Here is a 15,492-nt window from a genome sequence, read left to right as displayed (position 1 = left end):
CGCAAGGCAAACGACCTGGCTACCGAATTTCTTGACGACCATAGAGCATTGGAACCACCTGATCCCATCCCGAACTCAGTAGTGAAACGATGCATCGCCGATGGTAGTGTGGGGTTTCCCCATGTGAGAGTAGGTCATCGTCAAGATTAAATTCCAAAATCCCTGTCTGCTCGCGCAGACGGGGATTTTGTTTTTATAGAAGTCCCAAGTTTTCGCAGGCACGTTTTGATAACGGTTCTGCCACAGAATTTCTTGACGACCATAGAGCATTGGAACCACCTGATCCCATCCCGAACTCAGTAGTGAAACGATGCATCGCCGATGGTAGTGTGGGGTTTCCCCATGTGAGAGTAGGTCATCGTCAAGATTGAATTCCGAAACCCCTGTCTGCTAACGCAGACAGGGGTTTTGTTTTTGCGGGTCGTAAATCCGCTGCGCCCCACCATTCTCCTGCCCCTCCCCAGCACGATGCCAAAAGCCATCCCTACGCTTTCGTCGGATTAAACACATTTCAACTAAACGCGGCTAAGTATTGCGCGACTGGTGCCGACAGACTGTTGAGCAATGCGTGTGAGCAGAGCCGTGAAAAGGCTGTACATCACATACGCATCCCACCTTTTGGCATAAGAAGTCCCATGCTATGAATCTCAAGTTCAGCCATAAAATCCTTCTGGCCGCTTCAGGCGTCGTGGTTCTGGCGTTTGCGTTATTCACCTTGTACAACGACTACCTGCAGCGCGACACGATCAAGCAAAACATCGAGTCCTCTGTGCAGCAGGCTGGCAATCTCACAGCCAGCAGCGTGCAGAACTGGCTCAGTGGCCGCATTCTGGTACTGGAGAGCCTCGCTCAAAGCGTTGCACACCAGGGTAACCAGGCCGATCTGCCAGGCCTGGTGGATCAACCGGCGTTCACCTCCAATTTCCAGTTCACCTACGTTGGGCAGGCCAATGGCGTGTTTACCCAGCGCCCTGACGCGACCATGCCAGCAGGCTACGACCCCCGCGAGCGGCCTTGGTACAAGCAAGCGGTGAACGCCGGCCAGACCATGCTGACACCGCCCTATAAGGCAGCGGTGGGTGGCCTGATTGTGACTATCGCCATGCCCGTCAAAAAAAACGGGGAGTTGTTGGGTGTGGTGGGTGGCGACCTAAGCCTGGACAGCCTGGTCAAGATCATTAACTCGGTGGATTCCGGTGGTCTGGGTTACGCCTTTCTGGTGAGCAGCGATGGTCAGGTCATCGTCAGCCCGGACAAGGATCAGGTGATGAAAAACCTCAAGGATATTTATCCGTCCAGCGCTGTGCATATTGAGAAGGGTATTCAGCAAGTGACGCTCAATGGCCAGGAGCGAATCATGTCTTTTACTCCGGTCACGGGCTTGCCTTCTGCAGACTGGTATATCGGTCAGTCGATCGACAAGGAAAAGGCTTATGCCCCTCTGTCGAAATTCCGTACCTCTGCGTTGATTGCGATGTTTATTGCGGTGGCCGCGATCGCCCTGCTGCTGAGCATGCTGATTCGTGTATTGATGCGCCCACTGACAACGATGGGCCGTGCAATGCAGGATATTGCTCAGGGTGAAGGCGATCTGACGCGCCGGCTGGTGATCGAGCACAAGGATGAATTTGGCGAGCTGGCCAGTTCATTCAACCAGTTTGTGGAACGTATTCATGCATCCATCAGCGAAGTGTCATCGGCTACTCGCCAGGTTCACGACTTGTCCCAGCGGGTGATGGCATCGTCCAACGCTTCCATTATTGGTTCGGATGAGCAGAGTGCGCGCACCAACAGCGTGGCGGCTGCTATTAACGAACTGGGTGCGGCTACTCAGGAAATCGCCCGCAATGCCGCCGACGCTTCGCAGCATGCCAGTGGTGCCAGTGAGCAGGCTGATGATGGGCGCAAGGTGGTTGAGCAGACGATTGAGGCCATGACCGAGCTTTCGCAGAAGATCAGCCTGTCGTGTGAGCAGATCGAAACCCTGAATGCCAGCACCGATAATATTGGCCACATCCTGGATGTGATCAAAGGCATCTCTCAGCAGACCAACCTGCTGGCCCTCAACGCAGCCATTGAGGCCGCGCGTGCGGGTGAAGCGGGTCGCGGCTTTGCCGTGGTGGCGGATGAGGTGCGCAACCTCGCCCATCGCACTCAGGAGTCGGCTGAGGAGATCCACAAAATGATTACCTCGCTGCAAGTAGGCTCTCGCGAAGCGGTCAGCACCATGAATGCGAGCCAGGTGTCCAGCGAGGAAAGTGTCGAGGTGGCGAATCAGGCGGGTGCCCGTTTGATCAGCGTGACCCAGCGTATCGAAGAAATCGACGGTATGAACCAGTCGGTTGCAGCTGCCACCGAGGAACAAACCGCCGTGGTTGAAACCCTCAATGTGGATATCAACCAGATCAACCTGCTCAACCAGCAAGGTGTGGTCAACCTCAACGAAACCCTTAAAGATTGCGATGCGCTGTCGCAGCAGGCCAGTCGCCTCAAGCAATTGGTCGACAGCTTCAAGATTTGAGGCTCGAACGGCTGTAACGAGTTATCCACAGGCCTGGCGTTTAAAACGTCAGGCCTGTTTTGCTTTCAGGGTATCCAGATAATAGGTAATAGCCTTTACCCCGCGCTGTAGATGCAATTGCAGCTCTGCAATACAGGCTTCGACATCGTTGGCCCGGGCATGGCGCAGTAATGCCCGGTGATCGTCCTGGCACAGCTTGCCCAGGTTCATCTGCTCAAGGTTAAAGCGCAGGAAGCGCTCTTCTTCAATAAGCCCGGCTTCAATGAGTGCCAGCAGCTTTTTATTCGGGGCCTTGCCGTAAAGTGCCTGGTGAAATTGCCGATTGAGTGTGCCGATCTTGCCGAAGTCTGTTTCTACTTCCAGCGCTTCGATATAGCCCTCGGCCTCTTCGAAATCTTCGTTGCTCAACAGCGGTACTGACAGGCGCAGTGCCTGGGCTTCGAGTAACTGGCGCAGTTCGTAGGTTTCCAGCGAGTCGTCTTCAATCAAAGGGGCAACAACGGCTCCCTTGTACTGCACAACCTGCAATAAACCTTGAGCTTCCAGCTGGCGTAGTGCCTCACGAACAGGCATGCGGCTGACGCCAAACAGCTGTGCCAATGCTTCCTGGCGAATGGCTGTACCGCAAGGCAAGCGGCCATCAAGGATGGCGTTACGCAACGTCTCTTCGATCACTGACCGTGCCAAATGGGCAGGTATGGGGTCAGATACAACTATGCTGTTTAGAGGGTTATTTTTGACGGCCACGTTGTAACTACCTACGCCGAAAGATCAGCACGCTTGTTTGGATCCAATTCAAGTTAGGTACTGACCCAATCCCTGTCAAACCTTGTTGCCTATAGTTTAGCGTGACTGTGAGATAAGAGATTGCACCGTGCCACTATCTTTCTTGATCAAGGCTCACCACCGCGCTCCCTTTTACTAGGAGCTGTGCCCTACAATCGCCGGACTCAGTGCTGCCCACGTCGCAGCGCCAATGCACAGCAGGTGAAGGATGGGCGTACTCAGCAATAACGATATGGGTGAACTGCGGCTGCAACTGCCTGAATCGTCCCATAACGCAGTGGCTCGCCTGGTCCGCCAGCCGTGGCTGTGGTGTATTTTGCTGTTGGCTGCGGGGGTACGGTTTTACGGCTTTACGGCCTCTGCGATCTGGTGCGACGAAGGTTCGAGCCTGATGCTGAGCGCCTACCCGCTGGCCGAAATCTGGTCGCATGCGTCCCATGATGTTCACCCACCGTTGTACTTCATGCTGTTGCACGGCTGGATGGCGATGTTCGGTGACAGCCTTGCCTCGATTCGCTCCCTGAGTGTGTTGCCCGGTATTGTGACGGTCATGTTGGGTATGTGGCTTGTGCGGTTGGTCGCCACGCAAAGGGCGGCGTTGCTGGCGGGCTTGCTGCTGGCGTTGTTGCCCACCGCCGTGCGCTACAGCCAGGAAGTGAGGATGTATGCGTTGCTGGGGGTGTGGCTGATCGCCGCCACGATTGCCTTGGTGTACTGGATCAAGGCACCGCATTCATACCGTTATCCGCTTATTTATACCCTGCTGATGGCCGCAGCCTTCTACACCCATTACTTCACCGCATTCTGTGTGATCGCCCATTGGCTCTACCTGTTGCTCTGTGGCCGCGCTACCCGGTGGCTGATCAAGCGTCCTGCCTGGTGGCTGGCCAACGTCGCTATTGTGCTGTTGTTCCTGCCCTGGCTGCCGGGGCTGGTGGATTTGCTGCAGCACATGGCTGAACTCAAGAGTGGCGGTGATGTGGGCTGGGAGCCCACGGTGGATGCCCGCTCCTTGCCGGCCATGCTGTGGCAGTTATTGACTCAGGATGAGGGTGATAGCCTGCCTTGGCCGTTGTTTTGGCTGCCACCGCTGGCACTGCTGGGCAGCATGGTATGGATGGCGCTGCGCGATGCGACCCCGCACAAGTTCACCAGCCTGATCGTGATCTACACCCTGCTGCCGATTCTGGCGATTTACGCGGTGTCTTTTGCTTCGCCGCTGTTTATCGAACGCTATGTGATGTTTGCCGCGCTGGGTTTGCCGCTGCTGGTTGCCATTGCGGTGGACCGTCTGCTTACGCACAAGCGGGCGCTGGCCATCGCAATCCTGGCCTTGTTTATCGGCACCGAGGCCGTGGGGCTGCGCAGTAATTTCAGTAGCGATGCCGATCATTTCGATCGTCTGGTCGAGCATGTGAACCAGCAGTTCAAGCCCGGTGACCGGATCGTGGTCAGTGACCTGTTCTGGTACTTCAGCTTCGTTTACTACAACAAGACCGGATTCGAGCCCATGCTCTACACGCCGCCTCTGGAGGATGGCACATCCGGGCGCCCGAATGATTATGGGTTTGGCACGTTAGTGAATGGCCACGGTCAAACAATCTATGTCGACCGCTTGAGCGACCTGCCGCCCGGCTCGGGCCGCGTCTGGCTGATTAGCAGCAAAGTGCAGCCGGATGATTTCAGTTCAATCCCCGTGGCCTGGCACAAAGCACGGGACCTGAGCGTCGATGACACGCAGGCTCGTCTATATTTGACCTGCCCCGGTGCCGAATGCGGCGCTGAACCTGAATGGAGTCAACTCGATGCAAAAGCCCACCCATAGCCTGCCATCCTTGTTCAAACAGCTGGGCCTGCCGTCCAGCCCGGAAGATATCGAAAAATTTGTCACTACCCACTCGCCACTCAAGCCGGACCTCAAGCTTGAAGATGCTTTTTTCTGGACGCCCGCCCAAGCGGCTTTTTTGCGCGAAGAGCATCTTGAAGACGCTGACTGGGCTGAAGTCGTCGACCAGTTGAACCTGATGCTGCGGCAAAAACCGATCGCAGGTAAGCAGAAATAAATAGCAACACTTGACTGTGATCCTCTGGCCGAGCAATATTAATAGTTAGCAAACTAACTTTATGTGACGCCCCTTGCCTGACACTCTCGATCCACTGCAAATGAGCATCAGCACCGGCATGGTGGTTGCGACTCGCCATTGGCGTCGTGTCTGCCAGGCCACGCTGGTCAACTACGGTATTTCCGAAGCCTGCGCCATGCCGCTGCTGATTATTGGCCGCCTGGGTGAAGGGGTGCGGCAAGTCACCGTGGCCCATGCTGCCGGGATGGAAAGCCCGTCGCTGGTGCGCTTGCTCGATCAACTGTGCAAGGCCGGTTATGTACGCCGCTGTGAAGATGCCAGCGACCGACGCGCCAAAACCCTGAGCCTGACTGACACCGGGCGTGCTCTGGTGCAATCGATTGAGGCCCAGCTGGTACAACTGAGAAGGGCCGCTCTGGCCGATATCCCGGTGGCTGACCAGGAAGCGGCATTGCGTGTGATCAAAGCCTTTGAAGCGGCCGGACAATTGCCTGACGGAGCTGCCTCTTGAACGGTTTTTTCAGCAGCATGCCGCCTGCGCGTGACTGGTTCTACGGGGTGCGTACCTTCGCCGCATCGATGATCGCGTTGTATATCGCCCTGCTAATGGAAATGCCCCGTCCTTACTGGGCAATGGCCACGGTCTATATCGTCTCCAGCCCCTTTGTCGGGCCTACCAGCTCCAAGGCCGTGTACCGTGCCCTGGGCACGCTGATAGGGGCTGCAGCGGCGGTGTTTTTTGTGCCGCTGTTTGTACAGACACCCTTTTTACTGGTGCTGGTGATCGCCCTGTGGACCGGCATTTTGCTGTTTCTGTCGCTGCACCTGCGCACCGCCAACAGTTATGTGTTCATGCTGGCCGGCTACACCATGCCCATGATCGCCTTGCCGATTGTGGATAACCCGCTGAATGTCTTTGATATCGCCGTGTCGCGTACCGAAGAAATCATGCTCGGCATCGTCTGCGCCGCCGTGGTCGGCAGCATGTTCTGGCCCCGGCGCCTGACCCCGGTGTTTATTGACGCAGCCGCCAAGTGGTTTGCCGATGCAAGCAATTACAGCAAGCACTACCTGGCCCGCGATATTGAGCCGAGCACAGTCAGCGGCCTGCGTTCGTCGATGGTCACCACGTTCAACAGCCTTGAAATGATGATTGGCCAGTTGCCCCATGAAGGCGCGCACCCGCAGACCGTGCGCAATACCAAGGAACTGCGCGGGCGCATGATCCACCTGCTGCCGGTGGTCGATGCTCTGGATGACGCGCTCTATGCCCTGGAGCGCCGCGCCCCGGAGCTGCTGGACAAGGTCACGCCGTTGCTTGATCACGCCAGGGCCTGGCTTGAAAACACCCGCGATGGCGCGCCGGTCCAGCAGTGGCAAGCCCTGCGCCATGAGCTCGAAGCATTGCAGCCCAGCGCCGCCGCCCTGGATGATCGCCGCCAACTGGTGCTTTCCAACGTGCTGTACCGGCTGGGTGAATGGATCGATCTGTGGCAAGACTGCCGCAGCCTGCAGGAAGCCATCTCCACCGGTAACCGTGAGGTCTGGCGTGCGGTCTACCGGCATTGGCGCCTGGGCCGGTTGACGCCGTTTCTCGATCGCGGGCTGATGCTTTATTCGGCGTTCTCAACCGTCACCGCAATTGTTGTCGCCTCGGTGCTGTGGATCCTGCTTGGCTGGACCGATGGCGCCAGTGCGGTGATTCTGGCCGCCGTGGCTTGTAGCTTCTTTGCCGCAATGGATGACCCGGCGCCGCAGATCTACCGGTTCTTTTTCTGGACTTCGCTGTCGGTGCTGTTCGCCAGTCTGTATCTGTTTGTGATCCTGCCCAACCTGCACGACTTCCCGATGCTGGTGCTGGCGTTTGCGGTGCCGTTTATCTGCGTGGGCACCCTGACCGTACAGCCGCGTTTTTATCTGGGCACCTTGCTGACCATCGTCAACACCGCCTCGTTTATCAGCATCCAGGGCGCTTACGACGCGGACTTCATGGTGTTTATGAACGCCAACCTGGCAGGGCCTGTCGGCCTGCTGTTTGCCTTCGTCTGGACCCTGATCGCACGCCCCTTCGGTGCCGAGCTGGCGGCCAAGCGCCTGACCCGTTTCAGCTGGCGTGACATTGTCAGCCTGACCCAGCCCGCCACCCTGGCCGAGCACCGGCAGATGGGCGCGCAAATGCTCGACCGCCTGATGCAGCACTTGCCGCGCCTGGCCTTGACCGGGCAGGACACAGGCAGCGCCCTGCGTGACTTGCGAGTGGCGCTCAACCTGCTCGACCTGCTGGCTTATGCGCCCCGGGTCACGGGCGGGCCGCAACTGTTACTGCGCCAGGTGGTCAGTGATGTGGGCGACTACTTTTGTGCCTGTCTCAAGGCGGGTGAGCGCCTGCCAATGCCAATGGGCCTGCAGATGACGATGGACCGCACCCGTCGCGCCCTCAACGCCAATGACCTGCAAGACGAAGGCGAGGCCCGGGTGCACCTGCTGCACGCCCTCAGCGGCCTGCGCCTGGCCCTGCTGCCCGGCGTTGAATTTATTGTCGATAACGACGACCTGCCACATCCCCGGGTCCAGGGCATTGATGGAGCGCCGCTATGATTGGTGACGTAGATATCAGCGGGGTCTTCCTGCCCACGCTTCTGGTATTGATGGGCATTACCTACTTGTTGTTTCTGGTGGTTCACGGGTTACTGACCCGTGTGCACTTTTACCGTCTGGTCTGGCACCGGGCTTTGTTCAACGTCGGTCTCTACGCTCTGTTACTCGGCGTTGTGGATTCGTTCAGTCGATATCTGATGACATGAAAAAACCTTTACTGACCCTGGGCCGTGTCGTTCTCACCTTGCTGGTGGTGACGTTTGCCTGCGTCGTGGTCTGGCGCATGACCATGTATTACATGTTTGCTCCCTGGACCCGTGATGCCCATATCCGCGCCGACATTGTGCAAATCGCCCCCGACGTGTCGGGCCTGATCAAGCAGGTGGATGTGCGTGACAACCAGCCCGTCAGCCGTGATCAGGTGCTGTTTGTGATTGACCAGGAACGCTTCAAACTGGCACTGCGTCAGGCCGAGGCCACTGTGGCCGACCGCAAGGAAACCCTGGCCCAGGCTCAGCGTGAAAGCCGCCGTAACAAGGGCCTGGGTAACCTGGTGGCCCGTGAACAGCTCGAAGAAAGCCAGTCCCGTGAGCTGCGTGCCCAGGCCGCACTGATTGAGGCCCAAGTGGCCGTGGACAGCGCCCAGCTCAATCTGGACCGCACCGTGGTGCGCAGCCCGGTCGATGGCTACGTCAACGACCGGGCTCCACGGGTCAATGAGTTCGTCACCGCAGGGCGGCCGGTGCTGTCGATTGTCGACAGCAGCTCGTTCCATATCGATGGCTATTTTGAAGAAACCAAGCTGGATGGCATCCATGTCGGCCAGAGTGTCGATATCCGCGTGATTGGCGACAATGCACGTTTGCGCGGGCATGTCGAAAGCATCGTGGCGGGTATCGAAGACCGTGACCGCACCAGCGGCCAGAACCTGCTGCCCAACGTCAACCCGGCGTTCAGCTGGGTGCGGCTGGCGCAACGGATTCCGGTGCGTATCGTGTTTGACGACGTGCCTGAAGACTTTCGCATGATCGCCGGGCGCACCGCGACCGTGTCCATTATCGAAGACTCGGCCAAAGCCCAGCCTGCCCCGGAGCGCGCGCAATGAAAGCCGTTCGCCTGGCAGCCGTAGGGCTGGGTCTGCTGTTGTCGGGCTGCCAGTTGCTGGGCCCCGATTACCAGTTGCCCAAGGACGCGGCCATGCAGCGCCCCGACTTGCAGGGCCAATTGGCGGGCGAGGGCGCCAATGTGGTGTCCGCGCCGGTCCCCGATGACTGGTGGAAGCTCTATCAGGACCCCAAGCTCAACGAGCTGGTACGCCAGGCGCTGGCCTCCAACACTGATTTGCGGGTCGCTGCGGCGAACCTGTCGCGGGCCCGGGCCCAGGTGGAGCAGGCGCAATCGGCCGGGGGCTGGAGTGGCTCGGTCAAGGCGGGCGCCCAGCGCTTGCAAGAGTCCGGCGAAGCCTTTCTGCTGGCCGATAAGGTACCGGTAGCCAATGTCGGTGATCTGGGTATCAGTACCTCGTACCAGTTCGACTTGTGGGGCACCTTGCAGCGCGGGATCGAAGCCGCGCAGGCCAACGCCGATGCGACCCAGGCCGCGGCGGATACTGCACGCATCACCCTGGTGGCGGATGTGGTGCGGGCCTACACCCAGGTCTGCGCCGCCAATGAAGAGCACCATATCGCTGAAGAGTCCCTCAAGCTGCAAGCGCAAAGCACCAGCCTGACCCAGCGCCTGCGTGACGCCGGGCGCGGTGATGAAACCCAGGTCACCCGTTCTGAAACCCAGTTCAAGTCGTTGCGCGCAGAATTGCCGCGCTACGAGGCCATGCGCCAGTCCGGCCTGTTCCGTTTGTCTATGTTGCTGGCCAGGCCGCTGGATCAACTCCCCGCCGGTGTTGCCACCTGCGCCGAGCTGCCGCATATCGCCCAGCTGTTGCCGGTGGGTGACGGCGCAGCGCTGCTCAAGCGCCGGCCCGACGTGCGTCAGGCCGAGCGCCATCTGGCCGCTGCCACCGCTGAAATCGGCGTAGCCACAGGCTCGCTGTACCCGGACATCAGCATCGGTGCCAGCATTGGCACGGTGGGGATTATCGACAATCTGGGTACGGCCCCTACCAACCGCTGGGGCTTTGGCCCGATGTTGAGCTGGACAATTCCGACCAACGGCTCGCGGGCGCGCATCCGTGAAGCCGAGGCTGTTACCCAGGGGGCATTGGCCAAATTCGACGGTGTGGTGCTCAACGCCATCCGCGAAACCCAGACCAGCCTGGTGCAATACACCGCCTTGTTGCAGCGCCGCGAAGCACTGGCTGAAGCCGAGGCGTCGGCCAAAACGGCGGCCGACCAGACCCATCAGTTCTTCCAGGCCGGGCGCGAGTCGTTTCTGGCCGACTTGCAGGCGACCCGCACCTACACCGACATGCGCGCGCAATTGTCGGCAGCCAATACTCAGGTCGCCATGAGCCAGATCGACCTGTTCCTGGCCCTGGGTGGTGGCTGGGAAAGTGGACGAACGCAAGCTGCGGCAAACGCCAAACCCTGAGAGCGTTGCTATGCTCTGAATTATCGGTATCAGAACGATGGTTCAGGGCGTTTGCGGTCTGTAGCCCTCCTCATCGTGCAGACCCTGCCTGATGGGGATACTAATAATGAAAAACCCTTACGCTCCCGGTTTCTGGTGTGCAGTGGCCGCATTGGTGCTGCTCTCGGCTACCTATTTCTACGGCATCATGCTGGCGCACCAGATCGACAAGGCGTTGATCTTCCTCGACAGCGCCAGCGCACTGATCGCCGTGATGGCCATAGCAGTGGTGGCCTGCGCCTCAGTGCAAACCCGGCAAATCAAGAAGCGCCAGATCAACCAGGGCCAGACCCGTGTGCTGATCTGGGATACCAAGGTCGCCCTGCGCCGGGTAGAGACGGTATTTGACCGCTATTTCTGGGGCAGTTACTGGCAGCCGGGCCGCACCTTTCAGGAGTTCATGGGCGAACTCACCGGTACCCCGCTGGAAAAAAGCCTCGAAGCCCTGAAAATCCAGTGCCTGAAACTCGACAAGGCGCTGCCCTCCGATGACCGCCAATGGCTCGAAACTGCGCGTGAACTTGCTGATGTGGCGGCAGCGATGGCGCGTGAGCGTTACCAGCTAGATTACTCAGACGTTTCTTTTAATTCTGTAGGAGAAACCTGCATAGACCATGATCTGGAAGTGCTGGTGTACACCTGGAGTGCCAGCCTCAAGAGTTTCGACCATCAACTCGACGAAATTGACCGGCGTTACGCCCAACCGGCATGAAGGCGGTGTGACGCAAGAGCAGCGTCAGTTCTGTTGCCGGTGTTAACCTGCTTGTACTTTTCGGCCCATGAAGGGCTTTGCAAAGACCGCTTTACTTTCAACACAACGGACATTGAACGGGTCAATTGATGAATAAACCATTAGCTGTGCTGGTAGGGATCGTTGTTGTCGCCGGGGCGCTGAACACCGCTGGCGCGTGGTACACCGGCAGCAAAATCGAGGGCGTGCTGCAGACGTCGATTGCACAGACCAACCAGGAGCTGGCCAAGCAACTGCAAGGCACGACCACACACGGCACTATTGAGCTGGTTTCCATTGAGCGCAACCTCTACAGCAGCACCGCGCACTATCGTCTCAAGCTCCAGGACGACAAGGCCGGCGCGGATGCACAGCCGGTGGAATTGCTGTTTGTCGATAATATCGAGCATGGCCCGTTGCCGTGGTCGCGTATCAAGACGTTCAAGTGGATGCCGGTGATGGCGGTCAGCAATTATTCGCTGGAAAAAACCCCATTTAGCGAAAAATGGTTTGCCGCCACCAAGGATCAGACCCCGCTCAAAGGCCAGGTCACCCTGGGTTACGACCGCTCGATTGACGGCCATATGGAACTGACGGCCCTGCAGACCCAGCTGGACGAGCACTCGACCTTGAGTTTCTCGGGCATGACCATGCAGGCCCAGACCGATGCCGACGGCCAGAACCTCAAGGCCAAAGGCTACATGGACCACCTCAAGCTCAATGCAATCACGATTGAGAACCCGCCGGTAACGGTCGAGCTCAATGGCCTGACCCTGGCCAGTGACCTGAAGAAAACCGACTTTGGCTTCTATCTCGGGCAGAACGTGATGGCGCTGAGTGAAGGCCAGTTGACCTATGGCGTGAAGCAATCGGTGATCAAGCTCAAGAGCTTCGAGTACGCGGATTCTGCTTCTGCTAATGGCAACCTGATGTCCGGGCGGCTGTCCTACAACGTGGGTGATGTCACCCTGGACGGTAAACCGGTGGGCAGTGCGCAAATGGTCCTGACCGCCAACAGCCTGGATATCCCGGCCATGCAGGCGCTGCTGCAGATTTATCAGAACAAGTTCCAGCCCCAGGCCGACGGCACTTTGCCGCAAACCCCGCTGACCCCGGCGGAGCAAGTGCAGATGCAGCTTCAGGTGGAAAAGATACTGGCCTCCAAACCGCAGCTGGCGCTGGAGAAATTCACCATCAAGACCGCCAATGGCGAAAGCCAGCTCAGCGTTGCGATGGGCTTGGCCAAACCGACTTCATTTGAGCAGCCGCCGGTTGAGGTCACCAAGCAGATGCTGACCGCGCTTGAGGCCAAGCTGCTGCTGTCCAAGCCGATGATTGCTGATTTGTCGGCAGTGCAGGCACAACTGGTGGGCCAGACCGACCCGCAAGCCATTGCCAAGATGGCCAGCATGAACAGCGAAATGGCGGGTGTGATGGCGGTGCAGACCGGGCTGGCCAAAGTGGAGGGCAGCAACATCCTGGCCTCGCTCAATTACGCGGATGGCCAGGTGGATCTCAATGGCCAGAAAATGAGCCTTGAAGACTTCATCACGGCAATGAGCACCCGCTTTGGTGGTGTGGCCAGCCAGTAATGGCCCATGTGGGAGCGGGCTTGCTCGCGATGCAGGCGCTACGGTTTTTCAGGTAAACCGCATTGCTCCAATCGCGAGCAAGCCCGCTCCCACAGTCCTCAGTACGCCAATGACCAGGTCATGGTGTAAGTGCGGCCACGGCCCTGATAGTCATACAGATACTCCGGGCCGTAGGTCGGCGAGTAGAACAGCGCCGCACGCTGGCCCCAGACGGTGCTGTACTCCTTGTCCAGCAGGTTCTGGATACCGGCGCTGAACGTGCCGAATTCAGTCTCCTGGCTGCCCATCAAGTCGAACGTGGTGTAACCGCTGATCTTGTGGTCGGAATCGTCTTTAAGTGTAAAGGCATGGTTACCCTGCAAGCGCACATTGCGCCCGTCACCGTGCCAGCCCACAAACGCGGTGGACTTGGACAATGACGCATAACGAGCGTCACGTTTCATCCAGTCGCCTTGCGCGTCCTCTTCCTCTGAACGCACCAGATGCAAGGTGCCGCCTGCGTCCCAACCGTTATTGAAGTGACGGGTCAGCGCGCCTTCAAAGCCAAAGTCGCGGCTTTTCTTGTCGGTTACATCAATGGTCAGCGTGGCAGCGTCCGTGGTGATGACCTTGTCCGACCAGATGTAATAAATCGCCGCCTGCGCGTCCCAATCCACATCTGCAAAACGCCAGCCGGTCTCGACCTGACGGCTCTTGATCCCGGCCAGCGGGTTGTCTTTGACGCTCAGGCCCGCCTTGCCGTAGTACTTGGCCGGGTCCGGCAAATCAAAGCCTTCGCTGTAGTTGACCCAGGTTTGATGGCCATTTTTAAAGTCGTAGATGGCACCGAGGTTGAACAGGTTGACCGCGTAATCATTGCTGCCACCGGCAATGCCCTTGAACACACCGACATCGACGTCCATTTGTTGGCGCCGCGCGCCGCCAGACAGGGTCAGGGCATCGGTAAGTTTCCAGTCAAGCTGGGCGTAGGCCGAATGCCCATCAACCCGGTAACTTGGGTAGCGCGGGGCTTTGCTTTGGGTGACCAGGTCCAGGCCACCGCTTTCGGACGAGATGGCCGAATCGAACACGCTTTGCTCGGCGTTGAAACGCTCGCGGTCAAGGTCCACGCCATAGGTCAGCTTCAGGCTGTCCCATTGCTTGGCAAACAGTGCCTTGAGGCTGGTGACCTCGAAGTTTTGCTGCGAAGCGGCGAAGTACACGCCCTTGGAACCCTGCGGTTTACCGGCGTTGTAGTACGGGAACGGATAGAAATTGTTGTCTTCCTTGCGGTACGAGCCCTGCAAGTAGAAGTCCTGGCCCAGCAAGTCGGCGTGGTGATAGTTGGCGTTGAACAGCAGGCGCTTGGAACGCGGCTCCAGGTCGGTGTCGTAGCCGCTGCGGATTTCGGCGTCTTCGAGGTTGGACGGCGCCTTGTCGTGCAGGTTGGGGAAGTAGATGCCGACGCTGCCGTTATTGCCCGAATCGTAGTACTGAGCCAGCAAGTCCAGGTCCTGCACGTCATCGAGCTTGATCGCCAGGCTGCCCATCAGGTCCAGGGTGCGGTTGTATTGCAGGTCGGTCTGGGTGTTGTCGATAAACACCTGGTCGCCCTTGCCATCGTAAAAGGCTTCGTTCTGTTCGCCGGAAATCCCCAGGCGACCATAGACCCGATCTGTGCCGCCGCTGACTGATTGCGAAATGCGGCTGGAGAGGTCGTCGCTATTGTTGAAACCGCTGGTGGCCGACAGCTCGGTCTCGAATTGCGCGGGGCCGGGCGTGCCCTTTTTGGTCACGATATTGATGATCCCGCCTGTGGCGCCGCCGCCGTATAGCGCGCTGGCGCCGGACAACACTTCGACCCGTTCGACGTTGAACGGCGAGATGCTGTCGAACTGGCGCGACAGCCCCCGCGAGCTGTTCTGGCTGACGCCGTCGATCATCACCAGCACGTTGCGCCCGCGCATGTTCTGGCCGTAGTTGCTGCGCCCTTCGGGTGCCAGGTCGAGCCCCGGCACCAGTTTGCCGATGGCTTCCTTGAGGGTGACACCAGTGTCCAGTTGCTCCTGCAACTGCACCTGGTCGACTACCCACACGGTGCCCGGGATTTCGCTGATGGCGGTGCTGGTACGCGCGCCGACGCTGACTTCCAGGGCCTTGAGTTGCAGGCTCTGCGCGGGGGCTTGAGGTTTGCGCAAGATGACGGTGCGCGCATCGCTGAATTGCCAGTCCAGGCCGCTGCCTTCCAGCAGGGTGTGCAGTGCCTGTTCAATGCTCATCTGCCCTTTGAGCCCCGGGCTGTGTAGCCCGGCCACTTCGGCGGAGGTGAACAGCAGATGCAGATCGGCCTGGTCGGCAAATTGGGTAAGGGCCTGGTCGAGTTCCTGGGCCGGGACGTCCAGGCTGACCTGGCGGGCGCTTACAGAGGCACCGGGGGCGGTCGCAGACGCTGCCTGGGCACTGGCGTGCAGCGTGCCGCCCAGGCTGGCCAGCAAGGTTGTGGCCACAAGTACCTGGCGCAGTCGCTGTTCGTTGAGGTGTGCGCCGCGTGGCTTTTTGACGTGCTCGACCATTGCGTGTTTGATCCTTGTCCGGGTTTTTATATCGCGAATGGGA

The 15,492-nt window shown here is 58.8% G+C and carries 12 protein-coding genes, 2 rRNA genes and 1 pseudogene; 13 read left to right on the top strand and 2 right to left on the bottom strand.

The features are described 5' to 3' along the window. The first annotated feature begins 30 nt into the window (after positions 1–30). The 4 genes and pseudogenes from rrf (AB3G35_RS02455) (at position 31) to AB3G35_RS02440 (ending at position 2,521) form a co-directional block, all read left to right on the top strand. Positions 31–146: ribosomal RNA gene (gene rrf, locus AB3G35_RS02455) — 5S ribosomal RNA — on the top strand. A 105-nt stretch (positions 147–251) separates the two neighbouring features. After that, positions 252–367, top strand: a 5S ribosomal RNA gene (rrf, locus tag AB3G35_RS02450). 273 nt (positions 368–640) lie between these two features. Beyond that, a pseudogene (locus AB3G35_RS02445) lies at positions 641–1,666 on the top strand (cache domain-containing protein); the annotation flags it as partial. A gap of 69 nt (positions 1,667–1,735) precedes the next feature. Continuing rightward, complete coding sequence (locus AB3G35_RS02440; protein WP_369782720.1) at positions 1,736–2,521, top strand: methyl-accepting chemotaxis protein; 786 nt, start codon at positions 1,736–1,738, stop codon at positions 2,519–2,521. 48 nt (positions 2,522–2,569) lie between these two features. Here AB3G35_RS02440 and AB3G35_RS02435 read toward each other — a convergent pair whose 3' ends face one another. Then, positions 2,570–3,268 carry a GntR family transcriptional regulator gene (locus AB3G35_RS02435; protein ID WP_086799442.1) on the bottom strand — a complete coding sequence of 233 codons (699 nt, stop codon included), beginning with the start codon at positions 3,266–3,268 and terminating at the stop codon, positions 2,570–2,572. 247 nt (positions 3,269–3,515) lie between these two features. On the opposite strand from AB3G35_RS02435, the gene AB3G35_RS02430 reads away from it, so the two are divergent. The 9 genes from AB3G35_RS02430 to AB3G35_RS02390 all read left to right on the top strand — a co-directional run bounded on the left by AB3G35_RS02430 (position 3,516) and on the right by AB3G35_RS02390 (position 12,897). Further along, complete coding sequence (locus AB3G35_RS02430) at positions 3,516–5,132, top strand: glycosyltransferase family 39 protein (RefSeq protein WP_369782278.1); 1,617 nt, start codon at positions 3,516–3,518, stop codon at positions 5,130–5,132. Beyond that, positions 5,113–5,370, top strand: a complete 258-nt coding sequence (locus tag AB3G35_RS02425) for a DUF2789 domain-containing protein (protein WP_016782968.1) — start codon at positions 5,113–5,115, stop codon at positions 5,368–5,370. Before AB3G35_RS02430 ends, AB3G35_RS02425 begins: the two co-directional genes overlap by 20 nt. A gap of 100 nt (positions 5,371–5,470) precedes the next feature. Continuing rightward, positions 5,471–5,902, top strand: coding sequence for a MarR family winged helix-turn-helix transcriptional regulator (locus tag AB3G35_RS02420; protein WP_016782970.1), 432 nt, complete (start codon positions 5,471–5,473; stop codon positions 5,900–5,902). Continuing rightward, positions 5,899–7,989 carry an FUSC family protein gene (locus AB3G35_RS02415; RefSeq protein WP_016782971.1) on the top strand — a complete coding sequence of 697 codons (2,091 nt, stop codon included), beginning with the start codon at positions 5,899–5,901 and terminating at the stop codon, positions 7,987–7,989. The genes AB3G35_RS02420 and AB3G35_RS02415 overlap by 4 nt, the downstream gene beginning before the upstream one ends. Beyond that, entirely contained in the window at positions 7,986–8,195 is a 210-nt protein-coding gene (locus tag AB3G35_RS02410) for a DUF1656 domain-containing protein (protein WP_016782973.1), read from the top strand. The genes AB3G35_RS02415 and AB3G35_RS02410 overlap by 4 nt, the downstream gene beginning before the upstream one ends. Next, positions 8,192–9,094: an HlyD family secretion protein gene (locus AB3G35_RS02405; protein WP_016782974.1), complete on the top strand. Its 903-nt coding sequence runs from the start codon at positions 8,192–8,194 to the stop codon at positions 9,092–9,094. Before AB3G35_RS02410 ends, AB3G35_RS02405 begins: the two co-directional genes overlap by 4 nt. After that, positions 9,091–10,536 carry an efflux transporter outer membrane subunit gene (locus AB3G35_RS02400; protein ID WP_083369691.1) on the top strand — a complete coding sequence of 482 codons (1,446 nt, stop codon included), beginning with the start codon at positions 9,091–9,093 and terminating at the stop codon, positions 10,534–10,536. Before AB3G35_RS02405 ends, AB3G35_RS02400 begins: the two co-directional genes overlap by 4 nt. A gap of 106 nt (positions 10,537–10,642) precedes the next feature. Further along, positions 10,643–11,287 (top strand): hypothetical protein, encoded by a 645-nt coding sequence (locus AB3G35_RS02395; RefSeq protein WP_029611664.1) that lies wholly within the window; start codon positions 10,643–10,645, stop codon positions 11,285–11,287. Positions 11,288–11,415: 128 nt separating this feature from the next. Continuing rightward, the gene (locus AB3G35_RS02390) at positions 11,416–12,897 is read left to right on the top strand and encodes a YdgA family protein (protein WP_086799438.1); all 1,482 of its coding nucleotides are present in this window, start codon (positions 11,416–11,418) and stop codon (positions 12,895–12,897) included. A gap of 98 nt (positions 12,898–12,995) precedes the next feature. Here AB3G35_RS02390 and AB3G35_RS02385 read toward each other — a convergent pair whose 3' ends face one another. Then, complete coding sequence (locus AB3G35_RS02385; protein WP_016782978.1) at positions 12,996–15,449, bottom strand: TonB-dependent receptor; 2,454 nt, start codon at positions 15,447–15,449, stop codon at positions 12,996–12,998. Positions 15,450–15,492: the final 43 nt, after the last annotated feature.

Origin of the sequence: Pseudomonas sp. WC2401, from assembly GCF_041200115.1 — a bacterium.
Lineage (GTDB): Bacteria > Pseudomonadota > Gammaproteobacteria > Pseudomonadales > Pseudomonadaceae > Aquipseudomonas > Aquipseudomonas fragi.
The sequence above is the reverse complement of the archived record's forward strand: the minus strand, read 5'-3'. Positions and strand labels throughout refer to the sequence as shown.

What these genes read in the sequence shown, in the direction of transcription:
- AB3G35_RS02440 (WP_369782720.1), top strand. Translation starts at nt 1,736, where the DNA reads ATGGCATCGTCCAACGCTTCCATTATTGGTTCGGATGAGCAGAGTGCG.
- AB3G35_RS02430 (WP_369782278.1), top strand. Translation starts at nt 3,516, where the DNA reads ATGGGCGTACTCAGCAATAACGATATGGGTGAACTGCGGCTGCAACTG.
- AB3G35_RS02425 (WP_016782968.1), top strand. Translation starts at nt 5,113, where the DNA reads ATGCAAAAGCCCACCCATAGCCTGCCATCCTTGTTCAAACAGCTGGGC.
- AB3G35_RS02420 (WP_016782970.1), top strand. Translation starts at nt 5,471, where the DNA reads ATGAGCATCAGCACCGGCATGGTGGTTGCGACTCGCCATTGGCGTCGT.
- AB3G35_RS02410 (WP_016782973.1), top strand. Translation starts at nt 7,986, where the DNA reads ATGATTGGTGACGTAGATATCAGCGGGGTCTTCCTGCCCACGCTTCTG.
- AB3G35_RS02405 (WP_016782974.1), top strand. Translation starts at nt 8,192, where the DNA reads ATGAAAAAACCTTTACTGACCCTGGGCCGTGTCGTTCTCACCTTGCTG.
- AB3G35_RS02400 (WP_083369691.1), top strand. Translation starts at nt 9,091, where the DNA reads ATGAAAGCCGTTCGCCTGGCAGCCGTAGGGCTGGGTCTGCTGTTGTCG.
- AB3G35_RS02395 (WP_029611664.1), top strand. Translation starts at nt 10,643, where the DNA reads ATGAAAAACCCTTACGCTCCCGGTTTCTGGTGTGCAGTGGCCGCATTG.
- AB3G35_RS02390 (WP_086799438.1), top strand. Translation starts at nt 11,416, where the DNA reads ATGAATAAACCATTAGCTGTGCTGGTAGGGATCGTTGTTGTCGCCGGG.
- AB3G35_RS02385 (WP_016782978.1), bottom strand. Translation starts at nt 15,449, where the DNA reads ATGGTCGAGCACGTCAAAAAGCCACGCGGCGCACACCTCAACGAACAG.